We start from the raw sequence: 18,317 nt of genomic DNA, 5'->3' as shown, positions 1-18,317 counted from the left end.
CCGGTACGTCACGGGTTATCGACGTGTCTTCATCGGTCATTTCATCCGCTGGCAGCGCCACCGGTTTGTCATTGGTACCCGTCACCGTGATGGTGATGGTTTGTGGCTCGCTCGCCAAACCTTCGTTATCAATGGCAACGTAGGTGAAGGTCACGTTTTCAGATTGACCGTCAGTCAGACCCTGGAAGTCGTTGCCAGGGTTGAACGTATAGGTGCCATTGTTGAAGCTCAATGACCCTTTTCCATCTGGAACATCGGTCGCCAAGGCGTAAGACGCGACAGTGCCATCGACGTCAGAGCCTTCCGGTACGTCACGGGTTATCGACGTGTCTTCGTTGGTCATTTCATCCGCTGGCAACGCCACCGGTTTGTCATTGGTACCCGTCACCGTGATGGTGATGGTTTGTGGCGCACTTGAGAGCCCTTCGTTATCAATCGCAACGTAAGTAAAGGTCACGTCTTCAGTTTGACCATCGGTCAGGCCTTGGAAGTCCTCACCTGGCTCAAAGGTATAGGTGCCATTGTTGAAGCTCAGGCTGCCTTTTCCGTCTGGAACATCGGTCGCTAAAGCGTAAGACGCGACAGTGCCATCCACATCAGAGGCTTCCGGTACATCACGAGTGATCGAGGTGTCTTCGTTGGTCATTTCATCCGCTGGCAACGCCACCGGTTTGTCGTTCGTACCCGTCACCGTGATGGTGATGGTTTGTGGCTCACTTGAGAGCCCTTCGTTATCAATGGCAACGTAGGTAAAGGTCACATCTTCAGTTTGACCATTAGTCAGGTCTTGGAAGTCCTCACCTGGATCAAAGGTATAGGTGCCATTGTTGAAACTTAGGCTGCCTTTTCCATCTGGAACATCCGTCGCCAAGGCGTACGACGCCACAGTGCCATCGACATCAGAGCCTTGCGGTACATCACGGGTGATCGACGTGTCTTCGTTGGTCATTTCATCCGCTGGCACCGCCACCGGTTTGTCATTGGTACCCGTCACCGTGATGGTGATGGTTTGTGGCTCACTTGAGAGCCCTTCGTTATCAATCGCAACGTAAGTAAAGGTCACGTCTTCAGTTTGACCATCGGTCAGTTGTTGAAAGTCATTACCAGGATTGAAGGAATACGTACCATCAGCATTAAAGGTTAAATCACCTTTATCCTCAGGAATATCATTAAGCAAAGCATAAGCGTTAACAGTGCCGTCAACGTCCGTTGCCTCAGGAAGCACACCATTTAAAACAGAATCTTCGTCCGTATTAACACCATCGTCATAGGCGACAGGAGCGTCGTTAACCTCATTGAGTGTTATCTCGACACCACCAGACTGAACTGAGTTGGGTGCATCTCGTCCATCATCAACAGTATAATCAAGGCTACCTACCTCTTCGCCGTCTTGATAATCTGACGGTGCGTCATACTGAAGGTTAGCGAGCTCGTTTAGTGTTAGCTCATCACCGACAGAAACTTCAGAGCCGTCCCCCAGCGTAATCGCGCCAAGCAACGGAAGTGAGGTGACCCTGATTGTCAATTGGTCATTGTTCGCATCCGTTGGTAGTGCCAAAGACAACAAGTTGTCTTGCGACTCTTCGTCGAAATTTCTGAACTGATTAAAGGTAACAGGTGCAGAGTTGCTTAGAAATTGAAGCAACACGAGGGATTGGGTCCGGTTAAGCCCTTGTGCTTCAAGGCCTGTTGTATCAAATTGGGTCTGTGCAATTGTCTGAGCGTTTTCACGAAGAAGGCTGCCTGAAGCGATGAGACTTGATCCTTGCAGCTCACCAGCAGCAGGAGCTTGTTCTTGATTCTCGGAAGGGTCATCACCCGCTTCAATTTGGGCGATAATTTGCTCTGCATCCAACTCTGGTGCAACAATATTTTGACCAGAACCATCTTCTTGGATCAATTGAACTGATAATTCATTCTCAATCTCAGCATTTTCTAATACATCAATGATTACATCACCGACTCTAGGAGCGACCCCTTCAGGTAGCAACGCTAGCTTACCCGCGCTATCAAGCACCAACGTACCAGAAACTTGCACCAATCCAATTAGAGACAATACACTCATGACTTACTCCTTGTGTTACTTCCCTGCTTTCGGAAATAACGTCGTATTCAGACCTAGCTAACTCTATATATAATGTTTTTAACTGCAGGTGAACCAAAAAACCTACATTTGCATTACATTTAGATACCAGAGCATTCATCTAATTGAAACTATTCTTCCATGTTTTTTTGTATTGTCTCAAAAACGAAAAAAGTCTCGCAATTGCGAGACTTTTTTTAAGCAGTTTCAGTATTCAACCTATTACGGTAATGAAACCCTGAATGATGATGAGGTTAACGATATCAATAAAGAACGCCCCTACAATAGGAACCACCATAAACGCTTGTGGTGATGGTCCAAAACGATTAACAATTGACCCCATATTCATGACCGCCGTTGGTGTCGCGCCTAAACCAAAACCACAGTGTCCACCGGCAATCACGGCTCCGTCATAATTTTTACCCATCACTCGGAATGTCACGTAATAAGCAAAGCACCCCAAAATAACAGATTGAACAGCAAGAATAATCAAAAACGGGATCGCCAAATCGAAAATATTCCATAGTTGCAGGCTCATTAACGCCATTGCAAGAAACAACGACAATGATACCGTCCCAAGAATATCGATGGTTTCCGCATCGACTTTATACGATTTCGAGACTTCGCACACATTGGTAATAAATACCCCAATGAACAAGGCATAAACAAAGTCTGGGATCATCAACCACGAGACTTCAAAGCTATTAACCCATTCATGCAAATACTTAGCACCAGTGACACAGAGTAATAAAATAAACAGCATCTCAATGACTTTTTTAGCTGTAACTCGGTCTTTTTCGTATTCATTATAAGTCACAAGCTCAGGGAAACGTTCATGTGTATCGTTGCCGCGGCCGTATTCCGACTCAAAGTTGTTCTTGTCGATAAGTCGTTGTGCCACTGGACTACCGATAATACCGCCAATAATTAAACCAAATGTGGCCGATGCCATGGCAATCTCAAGGGTATTCTCAATTCCAAAGGTGTCGGTGAAGGTTTGCGCCCAAGCGGCCCCGGTACCGTGACCACCGGATAACGTAATAGAACCGGCGATTAACCCCATAATAGGTTCTAAGCCAAGTGCACTCGCCATACCCACACCAACAGCGTTTTGGACAATGATGTAAGCTGAGGCGACCGCCAAGAACAAGAATACTTTTGCCCCACCTTTTAGCAACTGAGTGTAGTTCGCAGCGAGCCCGACCGTACTAAAAAACATCAGCATAAACGTTTTTTGTAACGGTAATGAAAACTCTAAATTGATGCCATTAAAATGCATAATGGTGATGATAAAAGCAACAATCAGACCGCCGACAATCGGCTCTGGGATGTTGTATTTTTTTAAGGCGGGTAATTTACTGTTGATCAGGTGTCCGAGAAAAAGAACGCTGATTGCGATCAAGAAGGATTCTAATGTTCCAACAGAGATAGTGTTGTTCATATAACCTCTTTGTATACTTATCGCTCATCTTCCTTAATGAGGTTAGGCTAATTTATGTACGTGTAGTAACAATTTAGGATAAATAGCGACAATAACAACATCACCAAACAACCTTGTTAGGGTCAATCCAGTTTGTAAATTTAGGGTGCGATTTGAACTCAAGATACTGACATATAAGATGACTTTTGGTCTGATAAACATCGAGTTAATCAAAAAACCGTCTATACTGAGCGAGACAAAATAGGCAAAAAATCACTACACAACGTGAGTTTTAGGCGAAGGATTATAGCACACGACATACTTTAATCCTAATGGTCGACAATTCAGGACAAGGAAGGAATGAATGAAAATGAAGTCAACTCTCGTAATCGGATTACTCACACTTGCTTTTTCCAGCAATGGATTCTCTGCAATCAATTTTGAATACAATCCAGCAACTAGCACGACAGATAAACAAGCGCAACAAGCGTTGCAAGAGAGTGAGTTGGATGATCTCGTCTCTGAATTATCTCAATCGTATTTCAAATTTGACCAAGCACTCACGATTACTTATGGCGCAGACGACGGACCACTCTATGACCCACAACAGCATCAAATCCTCATCCCTTACCAATTTTATATCGATTCGCTCAACTACTTTCTAAAACACAAGTACGAAAAGAAGTTTGGCAAACCCGCTTCTCAAGGGGCGGTGGATGTCATGTTACACACCCTCCTCCATGAAATTGGTCATGCTTACATTGCTGACCAACGCATTCCAATTCTCGGTAAAGAAGAAGATGCCGTCGATAACTTTGCCGCGGTGTTAATGATTAATTATGTGGAAGGTGGGGCTGATGCCGTTATCAGCGCTGCTGACATGTTTTCATTCGAATCAGAAAGTCGTCCTGAGTACTATGATATTTCTGAATATATCGGCGAACATAGCTTTGACTTACAAAGGTATTTTAGCGCGCTGTGCCTTGTATACGGCAGCAACCCTGAACAATACCCAACGCTTCTCGATGAGGTAGAACAAGATTACCGAGATGAAAGAAAAGAAGTATGCGTACAGACCTTTATGCAGATTGATGAGAACTGGCGTTATGTTCTGCAAATAGAGGAGCCTACCGAAGAAGAATCATAGCCATGGTAGTCGTCCAAATAGACAAAGGTACGAAAGTGATATCCACTCGTACCTCTGTTTCTTGTTTTGTTTTTACATCATAATTTTACAGTGTAAGTTTACAGTGTAAAATTATGATGTCGCTTGTTTTTTCACCGCTTTAAACAGTACAGAGGTATCTGAACGGCCTTCACCTTGCTCTGATAGGTCACGATAGCGCTCGATAGATTGCTGAGTCAAAGGTAAGGTGATTCCTTGACGGGATGCTTCATCAAGACAAAAACCTAAATCTTTAATCATCCAATCAATAGCAAAACCAAAGTCAAATTTATCTTGTGCCATTGTGTTAGCACGATTTTCCATTTGCCAAGATCCAGCAGCACCGTTCTTTAAGCAATCGACTAACGATGGTATATCGAGACCACTCTTTTGAGCCAAAAGCAGACCTTCAGATAACCCAGTCAACACGCCTGCAATACAAACTTGATTGACCATTTTTGCTCGTTGGCCTTGCCCAATCGCCCCCATAAGAACGGAGGATTTACCATAAGCGTTAAATACTGGTTGCAGCTTAGAGAAAATAGCGTCACTACCACCGCACATAATCGTCAATACACCATTTTCTGCGCCAGCTTGTCCACCAGATACAGGAGCATCCATAAACTGAATACTAGATGCTGCGGCAGCAGCCCCTAACTCTTCGGCAAGTTGTGCCGATGTGGTTGTGTGATCGATAAGAATTGCACCCGGCTTCATGGCAGCTAGTGCGCCGTTTTCGGCAATGGTCATTTGACGTACATCGTCATCATTCCCCACGCATACCGCCACGACATCAGCGTCTTTTACGCACTCTGCGACCGTTTCTGCATAATTCCCGTTGTATTCACTCGTCCAACGTTGTGCTTTTTCTGTTGTTCGATTATAAACCGTCACCTCAAAACCTGATGTTGCTAAGTGCCCTGCCATTGGGTAACCCATAACGCCAAGGCCAATAAAACTCACCTTCATTGTCTCTTCCTTATTTCTAATAGGTAGGTTATTGCTAATAGGTACGTTGCATTGTGATGATGTGTTACGAACAGAAAATCACGATACCAAAACTCAAATTACCGTCAGCAAGTGTTGTTTTTACACGAAAACCTTCGAGGAATCACTAACGCATTGTTTCATTGCTTCTTTGAGCAAATAAGAAATAGTATACATTGTTACAGGCAGCTATCACTTACATGCAATGCTGACAACATCAGAGAAGACGATCCGCGGGCGCTCAAAGAAGCATGATCAAGGACTAATCAACGAACATATCGTGGTATCGATCAATTAGGTGACTAGACAAATTCTCGATCGACATCGGTTTGTCAAAGAGATAGCCTTGGACATAATCACAACCCAGTGATTGAATAATTTGCAGCTGATCTTTTGTTTCGACGCCCTCTGCGACAACATGATAACCAAACGCATGCGACATCAATACTAAGGATTTTAGCATTACTTGATTGGCTGAGTTGCCGTCCAGATCGTGTATAAACGTTTTATCAATCTTTACCTCGTCGAGCGGCAGCTTTTTAAGCAAAGAAAGCGAAGAAAAGCCGGTTCCAAAATCATCAAGAGCAACCTTAATACCCGCTCCTCGTAACTCACCCAACGAGATAATACTCTGATCTAAATCGGTAATCGCTACCGTTTCCGTAATATCAATGATAAAGCGTTCGGGGTTTAATTCATGTGACAGGATGCATTGAATAAATTGCGTAGCAAAATGAGCTCGGGTTAACTGACTAGCACTCAGGTTTATCGACACAATGTAGTCTGATGGGATACTTCGGCTTACCATATCTTGGCACACAACCATAAGTACATAGTCACTGAGTTGTTTGATCTGACCGGATTCTTCAGCGATCTTAATAAAAACATCGGGTGAGATCTCTACACCTTGATCATTCTTCCAGCGAGATAAAGCCTCGACTCGCTTTGTTGGTTGATCATTAACCCCTAAAATAGGTTGATACCACACCTCTATTACTTCGTTCTTAATCGCTGATTTAAGTTGTACCTCTATAGAGATAAGTCGTAAGCTCTCCGTTGCCATCGACGCATTGTAATGTACGGCTTTTCTACTCTTTGATTCTTTCGCACGATACATTGCCATGTCGGCTTTTTTTATCAAATCATCGGCCTGAAGGGCATCATGAGGATAAAAAGCAATACCTATACTTCCTTGAGTACGCAGCTCAATGCCATCATGAACAAACGGTGTTTCCACGGCTCTAAGCAGTCGCCCTGCCAACTCCAAAGCTTGCGCGGTGGTTTCAACATCGCACATAAATAAGAACTCATCACCTCCAAAGCGCGCTATGAGGTCATTTTTCCTTACCGCTTTTTGCAGCACACTCGCGACATAGCATAACAAAGCATCACCGACACCATGCCCATAGGTATCATTAACAACCTTAAAGCGATTAAGATCCATCAGCATGATTGCTTTGGGTTGCCCCTGATTCTCATTAATATGTGTGGTCAAGGTATCGGTCATGCGGCGACGGTTAGCGACACCAGTTAAAGGATCGAAATAGGCAAGTCTTTGTATTTTTTCTGCGGATCGTTTTTGCTCGGTGATATCCGTCATTGCTCCAAGCAAACGTTCAGGGCGACCATAGGCATCCCTAATCGCATGACCGCTTGCCGACACCCATAAGTAGCGGCCATCGCTGTGTTGCAACCGAAACTGCGCCTTAAACGTATTGTTTGTATCTAAATGACTCGTCAACTTTTCTTCTAACTCTGCAAGGTCATCTGCATGAACTCTTTTAAAAAATTCTTGGCTTGGAAACACTTGATATTCTTCAACTTTCGGAAAATCCAGTATATCCAATAATCGACTGTTCCAATGGAGTTGATCTGAGGTTAAATCCCAATCCCAGATAGCGTCATTTGAAGAGTTATTCACGATCTGCAGCTGATTAGCAAGATCACTGGAGTACTTAGCTTTAGACTTTGCACTTTCCAATAATGCATCACGCTCAAGGAACAACGCCAACATATCAAGGTAGTGGTGATAGCTGGCTAATTTACTTAGATTTGGCGAACCAGATATATCCTCCAACACCGCTAGAATATGCTCACGGTTTTCTTCTGGTATTGCGACACACAGCAATGTCATGACGAAGTGATGAGGAAAACATGTTGCATCGTTGGAGGGGTAAGCTTCAAGGGAAATACGCTGGGCTAAGCTCGAGGCGGGTGTTCGATCCAAAATGTAATTATCTGAATAAACAAAAGATTCTCCCTTAGCACGTGAACCGTCGATTGCCCATGCTATATTCATGTCAAAGAGACAATTAGCATTAGCGATTGAAGAGAACCCGGCCTGACCTTGAGAGTATAACGTCTCGTGCAATTCAGCAGGGGAGTGATCAGAATGGCAGAGTAGTTGTGCTCTTATCGACCGTGATGACATTGAGTTCGATTGACGATCGGTGGGTCGTTGTCCTTCTGTGCGAGCAGAACTCGTGGTGTCGACTTCACCAGATGACTCACGCACGACTAAAGACTGCGCAAGCAAGCTAACTTCAGATTGGTACGGTGCACCATTCACACGCTCTAGGAGCCTTCTTATGGCCATTTGCGCCAATTGTTCTAATCCTTGGTCAACAGTGGTTAACGTCGGATGACATCGCTCTCCTAAAAAGATGTTGTCCACTCCAACAACGGCGACCTCTTTTGGAACTTCAACCCCGGCTAATGCCAGCATTTCCATTAAGCCGATAGCGCAATGATCAGTGGCACAAATGATAGCGCTGCAGGGAGCGTTACGTTCACAGAACTGTTTAGCCGCGATTCTTCCACCATGCAAAGAAGCATCACGTACATTGAAGAGTTGGTTTAGTGTAAATTCGTGTTGAAACGTTTTAACCTGGCTCTGGAACGACTTGAAGCGCATGCGCACGTCGTTAACCGATAGGTCACCGCAAAACCCTATCTTTGAATGACCTAGCTCGACTAAGTGGCGGTATAAAGCGGCGATCCCACTGGCCTGATCACTCGACAATTGTTCCACCATAAGCGGCGCATAGCTTGCTCCAACTGACAGCACGGGAATGTCCTTATCCAAAGCCCTTTCAATCAACGGATAGGCGGCAGCATGCAACACAACGAGCAACGCATCAATATGCTCAAAAGCAAACGAGCTATCAAAATCCCGTCTATGACCCACTCGATAAAAGACAAGATTGACGCCTAATCGTTGAGCATGGAATCTCAATGTACTCGTGATTTCTCCCATATAAAAGCCACTCAACATAGGCAAAATTACCCCTACGGTCGAGGGAGTTAAGTATGTATCATGCTGATTTACATTCATTATCATGCTGCTCATATCGAGTGATAACAAACACAGTAAAAAACTTTTGACTTAGGATGGAGCCATCGTGCTGAGGAATGTTAACAAGCGCACATTTGGTAGGAGACGAATAGTCGAAAATTAGACGATTATATTGTTTATATAAACAAAAAAAGAGCCAGTAAACACTGGCTCTTCTCGGCATATTACTTGTCGTTCATTACGCTTCAGCGTTATGATAAACCTGTTGAACATCATCACAGTCATCAAGAAGATCGAGGAATTTTTGGAATTTCTCATCATCTTCTTCTGCAACCGTAGTATGAACTTGCGGTACAAATGTGATTTCTTCTACATCGAGTACCAGGTCAGGGTATTCAGCTGCGAGTGCAGTTTTTGCTTTAAAGAACTCAGTATTCGGTGCGAAGACAGTGATAACGCCTTCTTCTAGCTCAATATCCGCCACATCGACATCAGCCATCATCAGTGCTTCTAATACGGCTTCTTCGTCATCACCTTGAAACTGGAATACAGCTTGGTGCTCAAACATGTGCGCAACAGTACCAGGGCCGCCTATTTTAGCGCCTGTTTTCACAAAGCACTGACGAACATCTTGGAACGTACGGTTGCCATTGTCAGTCAAACAATCAACGATAACGCTAACGCCACCTGGGCCAAACCCTTCGTAACGAGCAGCATGGTAGTCTTCACCACCCCCACCGTTAGCTTTGTCCAACGCTTTGTCGATAACGTGTGCTGGAACTTGGTCTTTTTTCGCTTTGGCAATGAGGTGCTTCAGCGATAAGTTCATATCTGGGTCGCTACCGCCATTTTTAGCACTAACGTAAATTTCTTTACCGTATTTGGAATAAACTTTAATTTTTGCGCCTGCAGTTTTCGCCATAGAGGCTTTGCGCACTTCAAAACTTCTTCCCATCGGGATGTTCTCTCTTATTCAGTGTAATGCGGGGATTTTATCAAATCACGGAAGCAAATCAATTGTGATAAGTCATGTAAACAATCACAACACACCCATCATCTTCTTGTATTTGACTACACATTGTTCAAACCACGCCTTTTCAGCGTCATCACGAATATTTTCAAGCTGAGTTCTGAGTGCCTCAGGACCTGCTTTGGCCTCTTTAAGCTGCCAGACGATATAGGACGCCTGCTTATCCAGCTCAACTTTGTTTTTTTCTGCGGCAGGCAGTAAAGATAAGTTGTGAGACATAGTGATTCATTGGTTAGTTCAGGTGGTCTGCGAATATAACACCGATGAAGTGTTGAACTCAAATCAAGTCATCAAAAATACGAAAGGGTGGCAATTGCCACCCTCTTTGACGTTCGTTCCATCAATGGATTAAACCAAGCTCCCGAGCTTCCTCGAGTGTTAACCCGCTTTCTTTAATTTCTCTCAACGCTTCTATGCGTCGTCTTGCTTCCACTGATTTGGCAGGCTTAGCAAGACGTGGTTCTTCCGTGTACTCTTCTGAGTGATCCCATTTAGTCGTGATGGACGTCATATCATCATGGTCGATAGAATTAATGGACATTGTTTCCTCCAGATAAACCATGTCTAGGACACCTAATCTGTAGCAAAGGAAAATAGGGTTGTTAAGGGAAATAAGCCAAGATTGTGACTTACTCAATAGTTCTGAATAGAAGTTAAAAAATGGGGAATATAAGTTTTGAATTTGACTAAATTGCGCAGTACATTCTGGGGATTACGCTGTCAAAATTCGACGTGATCTAGATCCCTCTTTTTCTAGCCTTTTTCCTTAGCCTCTATGGCCTACTGGTACCAAACCTCTCATCGAATCAACACACATTTTCTACAGATAAAAAAATAGCGAGTTCAAACGAACTCGCCAAAAATATATCAGAATGAATGTAACAATATGAGCCAATCTACATGTTTCATTAGAGAGGACAAAAGGTTGTCTATTCGGGATAAATAATAGCCAGTACCTTGCCTTCTTTTGTCAATGCTCTGTCAGCGTTCTGTGCGCTTCTAGACAAATCATTGTCTCGAGTACAATAACTAGATAGAGACTTCGTCCAACACACGAAATACCGTCTCATCAACCTTACCCTGATACACACTCTTGCAAATTTTCTTACGTACCGCTAATGCAGAAATCAGCCTTTCAATAGACAAGTGTTTATTCTCTTGTCGTGAGTTATACGACTCGACCACTTCACTCAATGTTTCGTATGGGATCACATTACCGTCGACACGCAACCAATCAAGCTTCTCCATCAATTCAGAACACTCTTGTTTGATTGACGCTAGTGGATGTCCAGTCATAGCCGACAAAGCCGTTATACTGCGTTCTAGAGCCTCTGGTGAAGTATATTTGGATAGGACTATCGTAATTTCATCCGCGTTAATTTCAACAAGGTGTTTACGCTGCTTCACTCTGCGACCCAAATTACCTTTCGGAGATGGTGATTTACGCTGAATGGGTTCAAACTCACCATCGATGATCGACGACAACTCGTCCAATTGTTTGCGACTGACTAATTCATGACGAAGTGGGTTAGGTAGGGTTGGAGCCATATTCCGCTTACCGGCATTCGTCGTTCTCGCTCGTGAATAGCGAAGTACTTCCTCAACATCGCAACGTATGTCGACTTGATAGTCTGGGAGCTTAGCAGAAGGATCAAGACACGTTAACGTCAGGTGATAACCCCATAGATTTACATCAAACTCTATTTCCGTTTGTTGATCTTCACCTAATCGTCTCAGTTCTCGAAGAAGATCCATCGAAAAACGCCGCCACTCAATGTTACGGCTTAGTTTTTGATTTAATTCGGATAGCAGCAGACAGTCGGTATGACGTCGAGCCATACGGCTACGAAAGTAGGAGTAAAGCTGGAACACCAACGTATGTTGCTTCAAAATTTCTGGAGGGAACAAGAAGAAGTAATCTCGAGTGAGGAGCTCTTCATAGAACGAAGGCTCCCAAACCAAAATGTACAAATTTGGTTTGATTTTAATCTCGCCATCAGCCCCTTCACGTGGTGCTTCTTCAGAGGCAGTTATCGTTCGAGCAATAAACCGAAAACGGTCACTTTTAAAACCTTCTGGCATGTTCTCACTTAACCAGCGACCCGTAAGTTCATGTAGCTGAAAGTCTGTAAATTCAATTCTATCGATGCTATCACGAATAGAATCACGTGCCGGGCCACTATCTTTTTTACCTCTTAATGCCAGTATGTCGGTAATGTAAAGGGGTGTTTTATTGGGTACATGTTTCGCATCAAGTTGATACTCTTCATGATGATGATCATGGTACTGAACCGTCAAAGTAAATAATGCAAATAACGTCATGAGATCATCAACAGTCATGATATTTTTAGATGATCTTGTTTCAATAACAGCACGAGTTCCAGAGATTGAAACCATCGATTTTTGATAGCTTTTTCGCGTTCTCGGTGGTGCTAACGCTTGATCAATGATCCCTGCCCAGTTTGTTGGTGAAACAATAAACTGGTCCGCTTCGTCACGCATTGCTGGTGGTGTGTAAAGACCATGTTCATTAAGCAATCGCTTATTGACTTGAGTTTGTGCAAGTGCCTTCGATTTCTTTTGCTTTTCAGATTGCTTCACCGACTCTGTAATCAAGCTTGTGGCACCCAAAACGGACACGAGTTGATTAGGGTTAATAAATCGATGGAGCATGGTTTTACCAGCAAGGCCTTCCTCAAATTTAACGGGAAGTTGGGTAAAAAGACCTATACCCACAGCAGCACGTAGCCTTTGCTGTATTGCCGCGCGAGTCAGTTTACCATCTGTAGCATTGATCAATTCAGTTGTAGACACATAACCGTCTTTAGAACTAAATCCACGCAATGAAATCAAATTAAGTAATTCAAGAATGCTTTTGGTAACACCTTTGAAATGTTGGTATTGCTCGATCCAATCAACGGACGCTTCGGTAATTTCAAAGAGGTGGCCCCCTTTGTGATCTCTTGGTAGCTTGATCAAAACTTTTTTATGGTCACTCATGATTAGATCTATATCACACTATCCGTAATTCCGATATTGTTCCAAAGAATAAAGAAAAACAGATCATAAAGAAAGGATTATTTTTAGGTTTTTATTATTATGATCTATCTGATAATACTGATCTAATATGATTAAGTGATCTAATGATCTGGCGGCACTTTTGCTTGTAAGTTCTTGTTATTGTAGGTTTATATTTTAGCCTAGATGGAAGCATGATCAGGAGTCCACCGAAACGATGATCATTATTATTTGAAAGCATGATCATTACAAAGTGAATCTATGATCATGATAAAAAGGAAAGCATGATCATTACAACCGGGAGGCATGATCAAGAGGGAAAATGAAGTTATCCACAACTTGTTGAGATCTTTATTTGAAATACGGTTCTTTGCCCTATAGATATCGTAAAAAACACATGGAAGCATGATCAAGATGATGAGGCTTATCAAATAAAGATAGCATCTTTGGTGGTTTTTTAATCATTTTACAATGCAATTCAGTTTATGACATTCATTTGGACGAGAAAGTGATGGGGGACCGTCTTGCCAGTAATGTAACGGAACGATGATCATGCTTGTAAAAGTGCGACTAATGTATTTCAATTGCCGTTCTGCATGAGCAATGTTCACTCAAAGCCCTTATTCAACCGAGCATCTACCGTAGTTTAGTTGAATGTTAACATGCTTCCGGTCAAGAATATCACTTGATCATTCTTCCAATGTTTAGATCATAATCTAATACTCTGGTTTTACTGAGAGGCCCGTTTTTTTTCCTTGATCATGCGTCTGAAGTGACGACTTTCATACTTCTATGTTGCGGCTTACCTTGATCATATTTCCCACATAGTCTTCCTTGCTGTTATTTAGATTAGTTACTGGCTAATGAAAGTCCTCGGGTAAAAGTCCTTAAATTCTCTATTCGTTATCTTGTGGCGTGGATTAGTCTATGGATTCATATTGGTTATTTTCCAAATATCACTCGCCGTAGTTTAGCGCTCTTTTGTAATCGTTCCGATATAATGTATGTTTACATTGTAAATTAGTGACGCCGTAACACTTTTGTGCTTTTGTTGTTTTTGACTTACGCCCACAATGAAATTTACGTTTTCAGGAGTTATCTGAATATTTTTCGGTTCGTGGGCATTTCTAGGGGCGTAGCTTGTTGTAATCCAATGGCATGACCATGAGTTGTTCGGATTAGCGGCGTTCTGGATCGATTCTCGGTCGTTATTTAACTAAGTGCTGTAATGTGTCGTAAAAATTTTGCGGTGGTATCCTTCTTTTCAACTATAAATCCGTACCCGTCGACAATGTAGTGCTCAAGATTCACTGACCGCGCAACTACCCGTTAGGTAAACTGATTATTACACGTGTTTGCTTGCTGGTGAGTTGATAACCTAATTAGGCCAATAATTCAGAGTTGAAAGTATCAAGAAATTACTGCGCGTCCATTTTTTGTCGATAGCTAGATAAAGTCACCCTAATTGGGTTACCTCCAAATAGATCGAACTCATCGTCGGTGGTTATATTGGGTAGGTATTTGAACCGGAAGTGTGGCTAGGAATTGGTTGTCAGTGAGTATGATGTGCTGATAAGCACTGTATCTTTCAACGTCAACCACCATTAGGGTTGTGGGCATTGCCAGCGGCATGGTTGTACTAGTACGTTTGCAAATTATAATTCTTGATCATGGACGGCAATTACAACGGTTTCATTTAGGCCGTTAGGGCCGTGAGGAATCTCTTTTCGTCCTGTCACTGTCTTTGTAGAACAGGACAATTTAAGACAACTAGTGCCATAGATGTAATCACCCGCATATAAGTCTCCCAAACTGGAGGCTTATATGCGGGTGGTCTAGTGACCTTTTCGAGGCAACAAAATTAGAAGTTGTACTGTGCGCCTACACCTGCTGAGGTGTCAGCTTTTGTCTGCTTGCCTGCCGTTTCGTGAGATACAGTGAATGAGCCTGACCAGTTTTCATCAAATCGATATGCACCGCCGAGAGCTACCGCTTGCTTGCTACCTGCCGCACCTATCCCGGCACCGACCGCAAAAGAACCTACATCGTATGCTACTGGTCGTGCGTTGGTTACAGCATGCATTGTTGCCTTCACTCCATCATAGCGCTCGCGCATTTCTTCTCCCTGTGCTTTGATGCTTTGCTCTAGGCCATCAATACGCTCGCTGTTTTGGTCGATTTTGGCGCTGTTTTGGCTAATGTTGTGTGCGTTGTTATCTATTTTAGAATACGTTTTGCCGAATTCACTTTTAACGTCAGACTCTAAGTTTTTACCAGCATCGTTTATGCCACCGATTACGTCTCGCGCTTGGCGATCATTTTTTTCTGCTTCTTCTTTGTACTCTTTTTCGGCTTGAGCGTTATCAGCTTTGATTTTTTGTATGTCTGTAGTATTGCGGTGTGAGCGGCGTTCAGTTTCCCGTGAGCCGGTATTAGTTTTTTCCAGCTCCTTAATGCGGCGCTCACCATTATGTAGGTCTTCGTCGATTACCTTTAGCTCATCTTCAACATCGTTGATGCGTTCGTGGGCACGGTCTGCTACGCTGCGGGCTTGATGGTCAACACCTTGGTTGCTTGCCATAGCCGCGGCACTTGTAATCGTTGCGAAAAGTGTCATTGCTAGAGTAGATTTATTCATTTGTTAATCGCCTGTATATTGTTAAATTCGCGGCCATCCATAGTCTAAAATTACCTCCAGGATTCTTCCCGTTGGCTTGGTGTGGACTCTACCTGCTGCTTCGTAATTTATGTAATTAGGTACCATTAACTGCTCGAATGGTAAAAATGGAATGAATGATTTCATTCTTGATTTACCATATTTGTCCGTGTTCTATCTCTGCGTCGTCAATTCCCCAATGTCCGCTCAAGTGCCGGTATTATTAGCTGCCAATAAGCCACTCAACAAAATGATTACCTATGCTGCTGTCGAAGAAAGGGGTGGTCGGTTTAATCCGAGTTTTCGTTCAAGGAATTGCCTAATATCACAACTTGACAATGTATAGCCTAAATAAGTGTAAGGAATGACATTAAATGTATGGACAGCTTTTTTGTGAAAATGTAGGATATTGCTGTACGTAATTTAATTTGGATTACTTGACCGGACTTAGGTATGAAAAGAGAGCAAACGATAAATAATCTTTACCGACTGGCTGAACTGACTCAACAAGTGCAGGCAGACCGTATCGAACTTGTGTTAGAAGAGCGCAGCGACGAACATTTTCCTCCAATGTCTAAAGCGATGATGGAAACTCGTTCTGGTTTGACCCGTCGAAAACTCGATGATGCGATTGGTAAACTGGAGGCAAGTGGCCATCAATTTACTAAGAATAATGCCAACCATTATTCGATTTCGTTGCAAGAAGCCCATATGTTAATGGATGCGGCTGCCGTCCCTAAATTCCATGAACGAAAAAATAGCCAAGAAAATAAGCCTTGGGTTATTAATGTTCAGAATCAAAAGGGTGGTACAGGAAAATCGATGAGCGCAGTGCATCTGGCTGCCTGCTTAGCATTGAATTTAGAAAAGCGTTATCGTATTTGTCTTATTGATTTGGATCCACAGGGGTCGCTTAGGCTTTTCTTAAATCCTCAAATTAGCTCCTCTGAGCATGACAATATTTATTCTGCCGTCGATATCATGCTGGAAAATGTACCTGAAGATACCGATATCGATATCGATTTTTTACGTAAAAATGTTCTGCTGCCAACCCAGTATCCAAATTTAAAAACCATTTCGGCATTCCCCGAAGATGCCATGTTTAATGCTGAAGCGTGGCAAGACCTATCACAAAATCAATCTCTTGATATTGTGAAGCTTCTTAAAGAGCAGTTAATTGATAAAATTGCTGATGACTTTGATGTCATTATGATCGATACCGGTCCGCACGTCGATCCGTTGGTATGGAACGCAATGTACGCGTCTAATGCGCTGCTTATTCCATGTGCGGCGAAACGTTTAGACTGGGCATCTACGGTTAACTTCTTTCAACATTTGCCAACGGTTTATGAGATGTTTCCTGAAGATTGGAAGGGCTTAGAGTTCGTTCGATTAATGCCGACCATTTTTGAAGATGACAATAAAAAACAAGTATCGGTTCTCACAGAGATGAATTATTTGTTGGGCGATCAGGTCATGATGGCGACAATTCCAAGAAGTCGAGCCTTTGAAACCTGTGCAGACACTTACAGTACCGTGTTTGACTTGACCGCCTCTGATTTTGAGGGAGGGAAGAAAACCTTGGCAACCGCTCAAGATGCCGTGCAAAAAAGTGCACTAGAATTAGAAAGAGTATTACATAGTAACTGGGCTTCACTGAATCAAGGGTAATAGAACATGGCGATTAAAACTTCTGATCTGAATGCAAAATTATTTGGTAAGGCAAATAAACGCCGAGCCTCAACACCTCAGGAAGCTCAGACTGCCGCAAAAGAACAAGCGCAAGTCATTGAACTTGCGGTTGCCGGAGAAGATCTTGTTTCATTCGAACTTATTCGAATTCCAGCCGATAAGATTGAATCTTCTACTTTTGTTTTTCAAGAAAATGCACGTGAGCAGTCGTTTCTTAATGAACATGCCTTGTCAGACGTGCTTGCTACGTTACGCGATAAAGGGCAACAGTACCCAGCGGTAGGTCGCCGTCAAGAAGACGGAAGTATCGAAGTGCTTGATGGCAGCCGACGTCGAATGTCGTGCATCATTGCTAATCAAGAGTTCCTGATTTATGTCGCTAATAATATCAATGGTAATCACGCTAAGTTTCTTTCTGACGTCGCGAACGCACATAAGCCTTTGTCTCTTTACGAGAAGGGCAAGGAGATGCAAGCGAAGCTGGATAACGGTGAAGCAGACGACCAAAAAGCACTGGCAAAAATGTTTCAGTGCAGCGAAGCACTTGTCAGTGGTGCATTAAAGGCGGCTGATTTACCTCTTGAATTACTTCAAGCTTACCCGAACGTTAGTGACCTTGGTCGACCAACCATTGTGAAACTGCACAAGCAATTTAATGAGCTGGGTGATGAAAATCAATTGACCTTGATTGGACGCTGTCGAGGGTCAGACGGTTATGTATGGCAACAAAGTTCAGCACATGGCGTCGCGCGAATAACGAAAGATGTGTCTGAAACATTAGAGCACTGGATGCATGAACTGGTCCCGCCAAAACGAGCGAAAGTTAGCAAAACTGATTTGGTGAAGGGAAGAGCATCTTATAGCCGTAAGGGTCCAAATTTGGCGCTTAATCTTAAAAAAATCGATGACCAAACGATGGATGAAATATTGGCGTTTATTAAGTCAAAATTGCATTGATAAAATACCCCGCT

12 protein-coding genes are annotated in these 18,317 nt (G+C 43.1%); 3 read left to right on the top strand and 9 right to left on the bottom strand.

The genetic code is table 11. From position 1 onward, the window contains the following. The coding region (locus ACE1OE_RS03200; RefSeq protein ID WP_449210088.1) for a tandem-95 repeat protein at positions 1–2,065 on the bottom strand (2,065 nt) is incomplete at its 3' end. A gap of 232 nt (positions 2,066–2,297) precedes the next feature. Then, a complete protein-coding gene (gene gltS / locus ACE1OE_RS03195) occupies positions 2,298–3,524 on the bottom strand; it encodes a sodium/glutamate symporter (RefSeq protein WP_102468850.1) in 1,227 nt (408 codons plus the stop codon). A 343-nt stretch (positions 3,525–3,867) separates the two neighbouring features. Here gltS and ACE1OE_RS03190 point away from each other — a divergent pair, with 343 nt between their 5' ends. Then, positions 3,868–4,650 carry a DUF4344 domain-containing metallopeptidase gene (locus tag ACE1OE_RS03190; protein WP_372061468.1) on the top strand — a complete coding sequence of 261 codons (783 nt, stop codon included), beginning with the start codon at positions 3,868–3,870 and terminating at the stop codon, positions 4,648–4,650. Between the two features lie 111 nt (positions 4,651–4,761). On the opposite strand, the gene ACE1OE_RS03185 is transcribed toward ACE1OE_RS03190, so the two are convergent. The 7 genes from ACE1OE_RS03185 to ACE1OE_RS03155 all read right to left on the bottom strand — a co-directional run bounded on the left by ACE1OE_RS03185 (position 4,762) and on the right by ACE1OE_RS03155 (position 15,636). Then, a complete protein-coding gene (locus tag ACE1OE_RS03185; RefSeq protein ID WP_449210087.1) occupies positions 4,762–5,637 on the bottom strand; it encodes an NAD(P)-dependent oxidoreductase in 876 nt (291 codons plus the stop codon). Positions 5,638–5,917: 280 nt separating this feature from the next. Further along, complete coding sequence (locus tag ACE1OE_RS03180; RefSeq protein ID WP_449210086.1) at positions 5,918–8,989, bottom strand: EAL domain-containing protein; 3,072 nt, start codon at positions 8,987–8,989, stop codon at positions 5,918–5,920. Positions 8,990–9,188: 199 nt separating this feature from the next. Next, positions 9,189–9,905, bottom strand: coding sequence for a YebC/PmpR family DNA-binding transcriptional regulator (locus ACE1OE_RS03175; RefSeq protein WP_102468853.1), 717 nt, complete (start codon positions 9,903–9,905; stop codon positions 9,189–9,191). Between the two features lie 84 nt (positions 9,906–9,989). After that, a complete protein-coding gene (locus ACE1OE_RS03170) occupies positions 9,990–10,199 on the bottom strand; it encodes a DUF3283 family protein (RefSeq protein ID WP_102468854.1) in 210 nt (69 codons plus the stop codon). Between the two features lie 121 nt (positions 10,200–10,320). Beyond that, entirely contained in the window at positions 10,321–10,521 is a 201-nt protein-coding gene (locus ACE1OE_RS03165) for a PA3496 family putative envelope integrity protein (RefSeq protein WP_102469091.1), read from the bottom strand. A gap of 488 nt (positions 10,522–11,009) precedes the next feature. Then, complete coding sequence (locus tag ACE1OE_RS03160; protein ID WP_102468855.1) at positions 11,010–12,980, bottom strand: replication initiator protein RctB domain-containing protein; 1,971 nt, start codon at positions 12,978–12,980, stop codon at positions 11,010–11,012. Positions 12,981–14,859: 1,879 nt separating this feature from the next. Then, positions 14,860–15,636 (bottom strand): YadA C-terminal domain-containing protein, encoded by a 777-nt coding sequence (locus ACE1OE_RS03155; protein WP_449210085.1) that lies wholly within the window; start codon positions 15,634–15,636, stop codon positions 14,860–14,862. Positions 15,637–16,107: 471 nt separating this feature from the next. Between ACE1OE_RS03155 and ACE1OE_RS03150 the strand changes: the two genes are divergently transcribed. Together ACE1OE_RS03150 and ACE1OE_RS03145 are read left to right on the top strand one after the other, a co-directional pair. Beyond that, complete coding sequence (locus ACE1OE_RS03150; RefSeq protein WP_449210084.1) at positions 16,108–17,325, top strand: ParA family protein; 1,218 nt, start codon at positions 16,108–16,110, stop codon at positions 17,323–17,325. 6 nt (positions 17,326–17,331) lie between these two features. After that, positions 17,332–18,303, top strand: coding sequence for a ParB/RepB/Spo0J family partition protein (locus ACE1OE_RS03145; RefSeq protein ID WP_449210083.1), 972 nt, complete (start codon positions 17,332–17,334; stop codon positions 18,301–18,303). Positions 18,304–18,317 lie beyond the last annotated feature (14 nt).

The organism is Vibrio sp. E150_011 (assembly GCF_053544015.1).
The sequence above is the reverse complement of the archived record's forward strand: the minus strand, read 5'-3'. Positions and strand labels throughout refer to the sequence as shown.

Coding starts and splice junctions, on each gene's coding strand:
- ACE1OE_RS03155 (WP_449210085.1), bottom strand. CDS start 15,636: ATGAATAAATCTACTCTAGCAATGACACTTTTCGCAACGATTACAAGT.
- gltS (WP_102468850.1), bottom strand. CDS start 3,524: ATGAACAACACTATCTCTGTTGGAACATTAGAATCCTTCTTGATCGCA.
- ACE1OE_RS03170 (WP_102468854.1), bottom strand. CDS start 10,199: ATGTCTCACAACTTATCTTTACTGCCTGCCGCAGAAAAAAACAAAGTT.
- ACE1OE_RS03175 (WP_102468853.1), bottom strand. CDS start 9,905: ATGGGAAGAAGTTTTGAAGTGCGCAAAGCCTCTATGGCGAAAACTGCA.
- ACE1OE_RS03185 (WP_449210087.1), bottom strand. CDS start 5,637: ATGAAGGTGAGTTTTATTGGCCTTGGCGTTATGGGTTACCCAATGGCA.
- ACE1OE_RS03180 (WP_449210086.1), bottom strand. CDS start 8,989: ATGAATGTAAATCAGCATGATACATACTTAACTCCCTCGACCGTAGGG.
- ACE1OE_RS03145 (WP_449210083.1), top strand. CDS start 17,332: ATGGCGATTAAAACTTCTGATCTGAATGCAAAATTATTTGGTAAGGCA.
- ACE1OE_RS03165 (WP_102469091.1), bottom strand. CDS start 10,521: ATGTCCATTAATTCTATCGACCATGATGATATGACGTCCATCACGACT.
- ACE1OE_RS03160 (WP_102468855.1), bottom strand. CDS start 12,980: ATGAGTGACCATAAAAAAGTTTTGATCAAGCTACCAAGAGATCACAAA.
- ACE1OE_RS03190 (WP_372061468.1), top strand. CDS start 3,868: ATGAAAATGAAGTCAACTCTCGTAATCGGATTACTCACACTTGCTTTT.
- ACE1OE_RS03150 (WP_449210084.1), top strand. CDS start 16,108: ATGAAAAGAGAGCAAACGATAAATAATCTTTACCGACTGGCTGAACTG.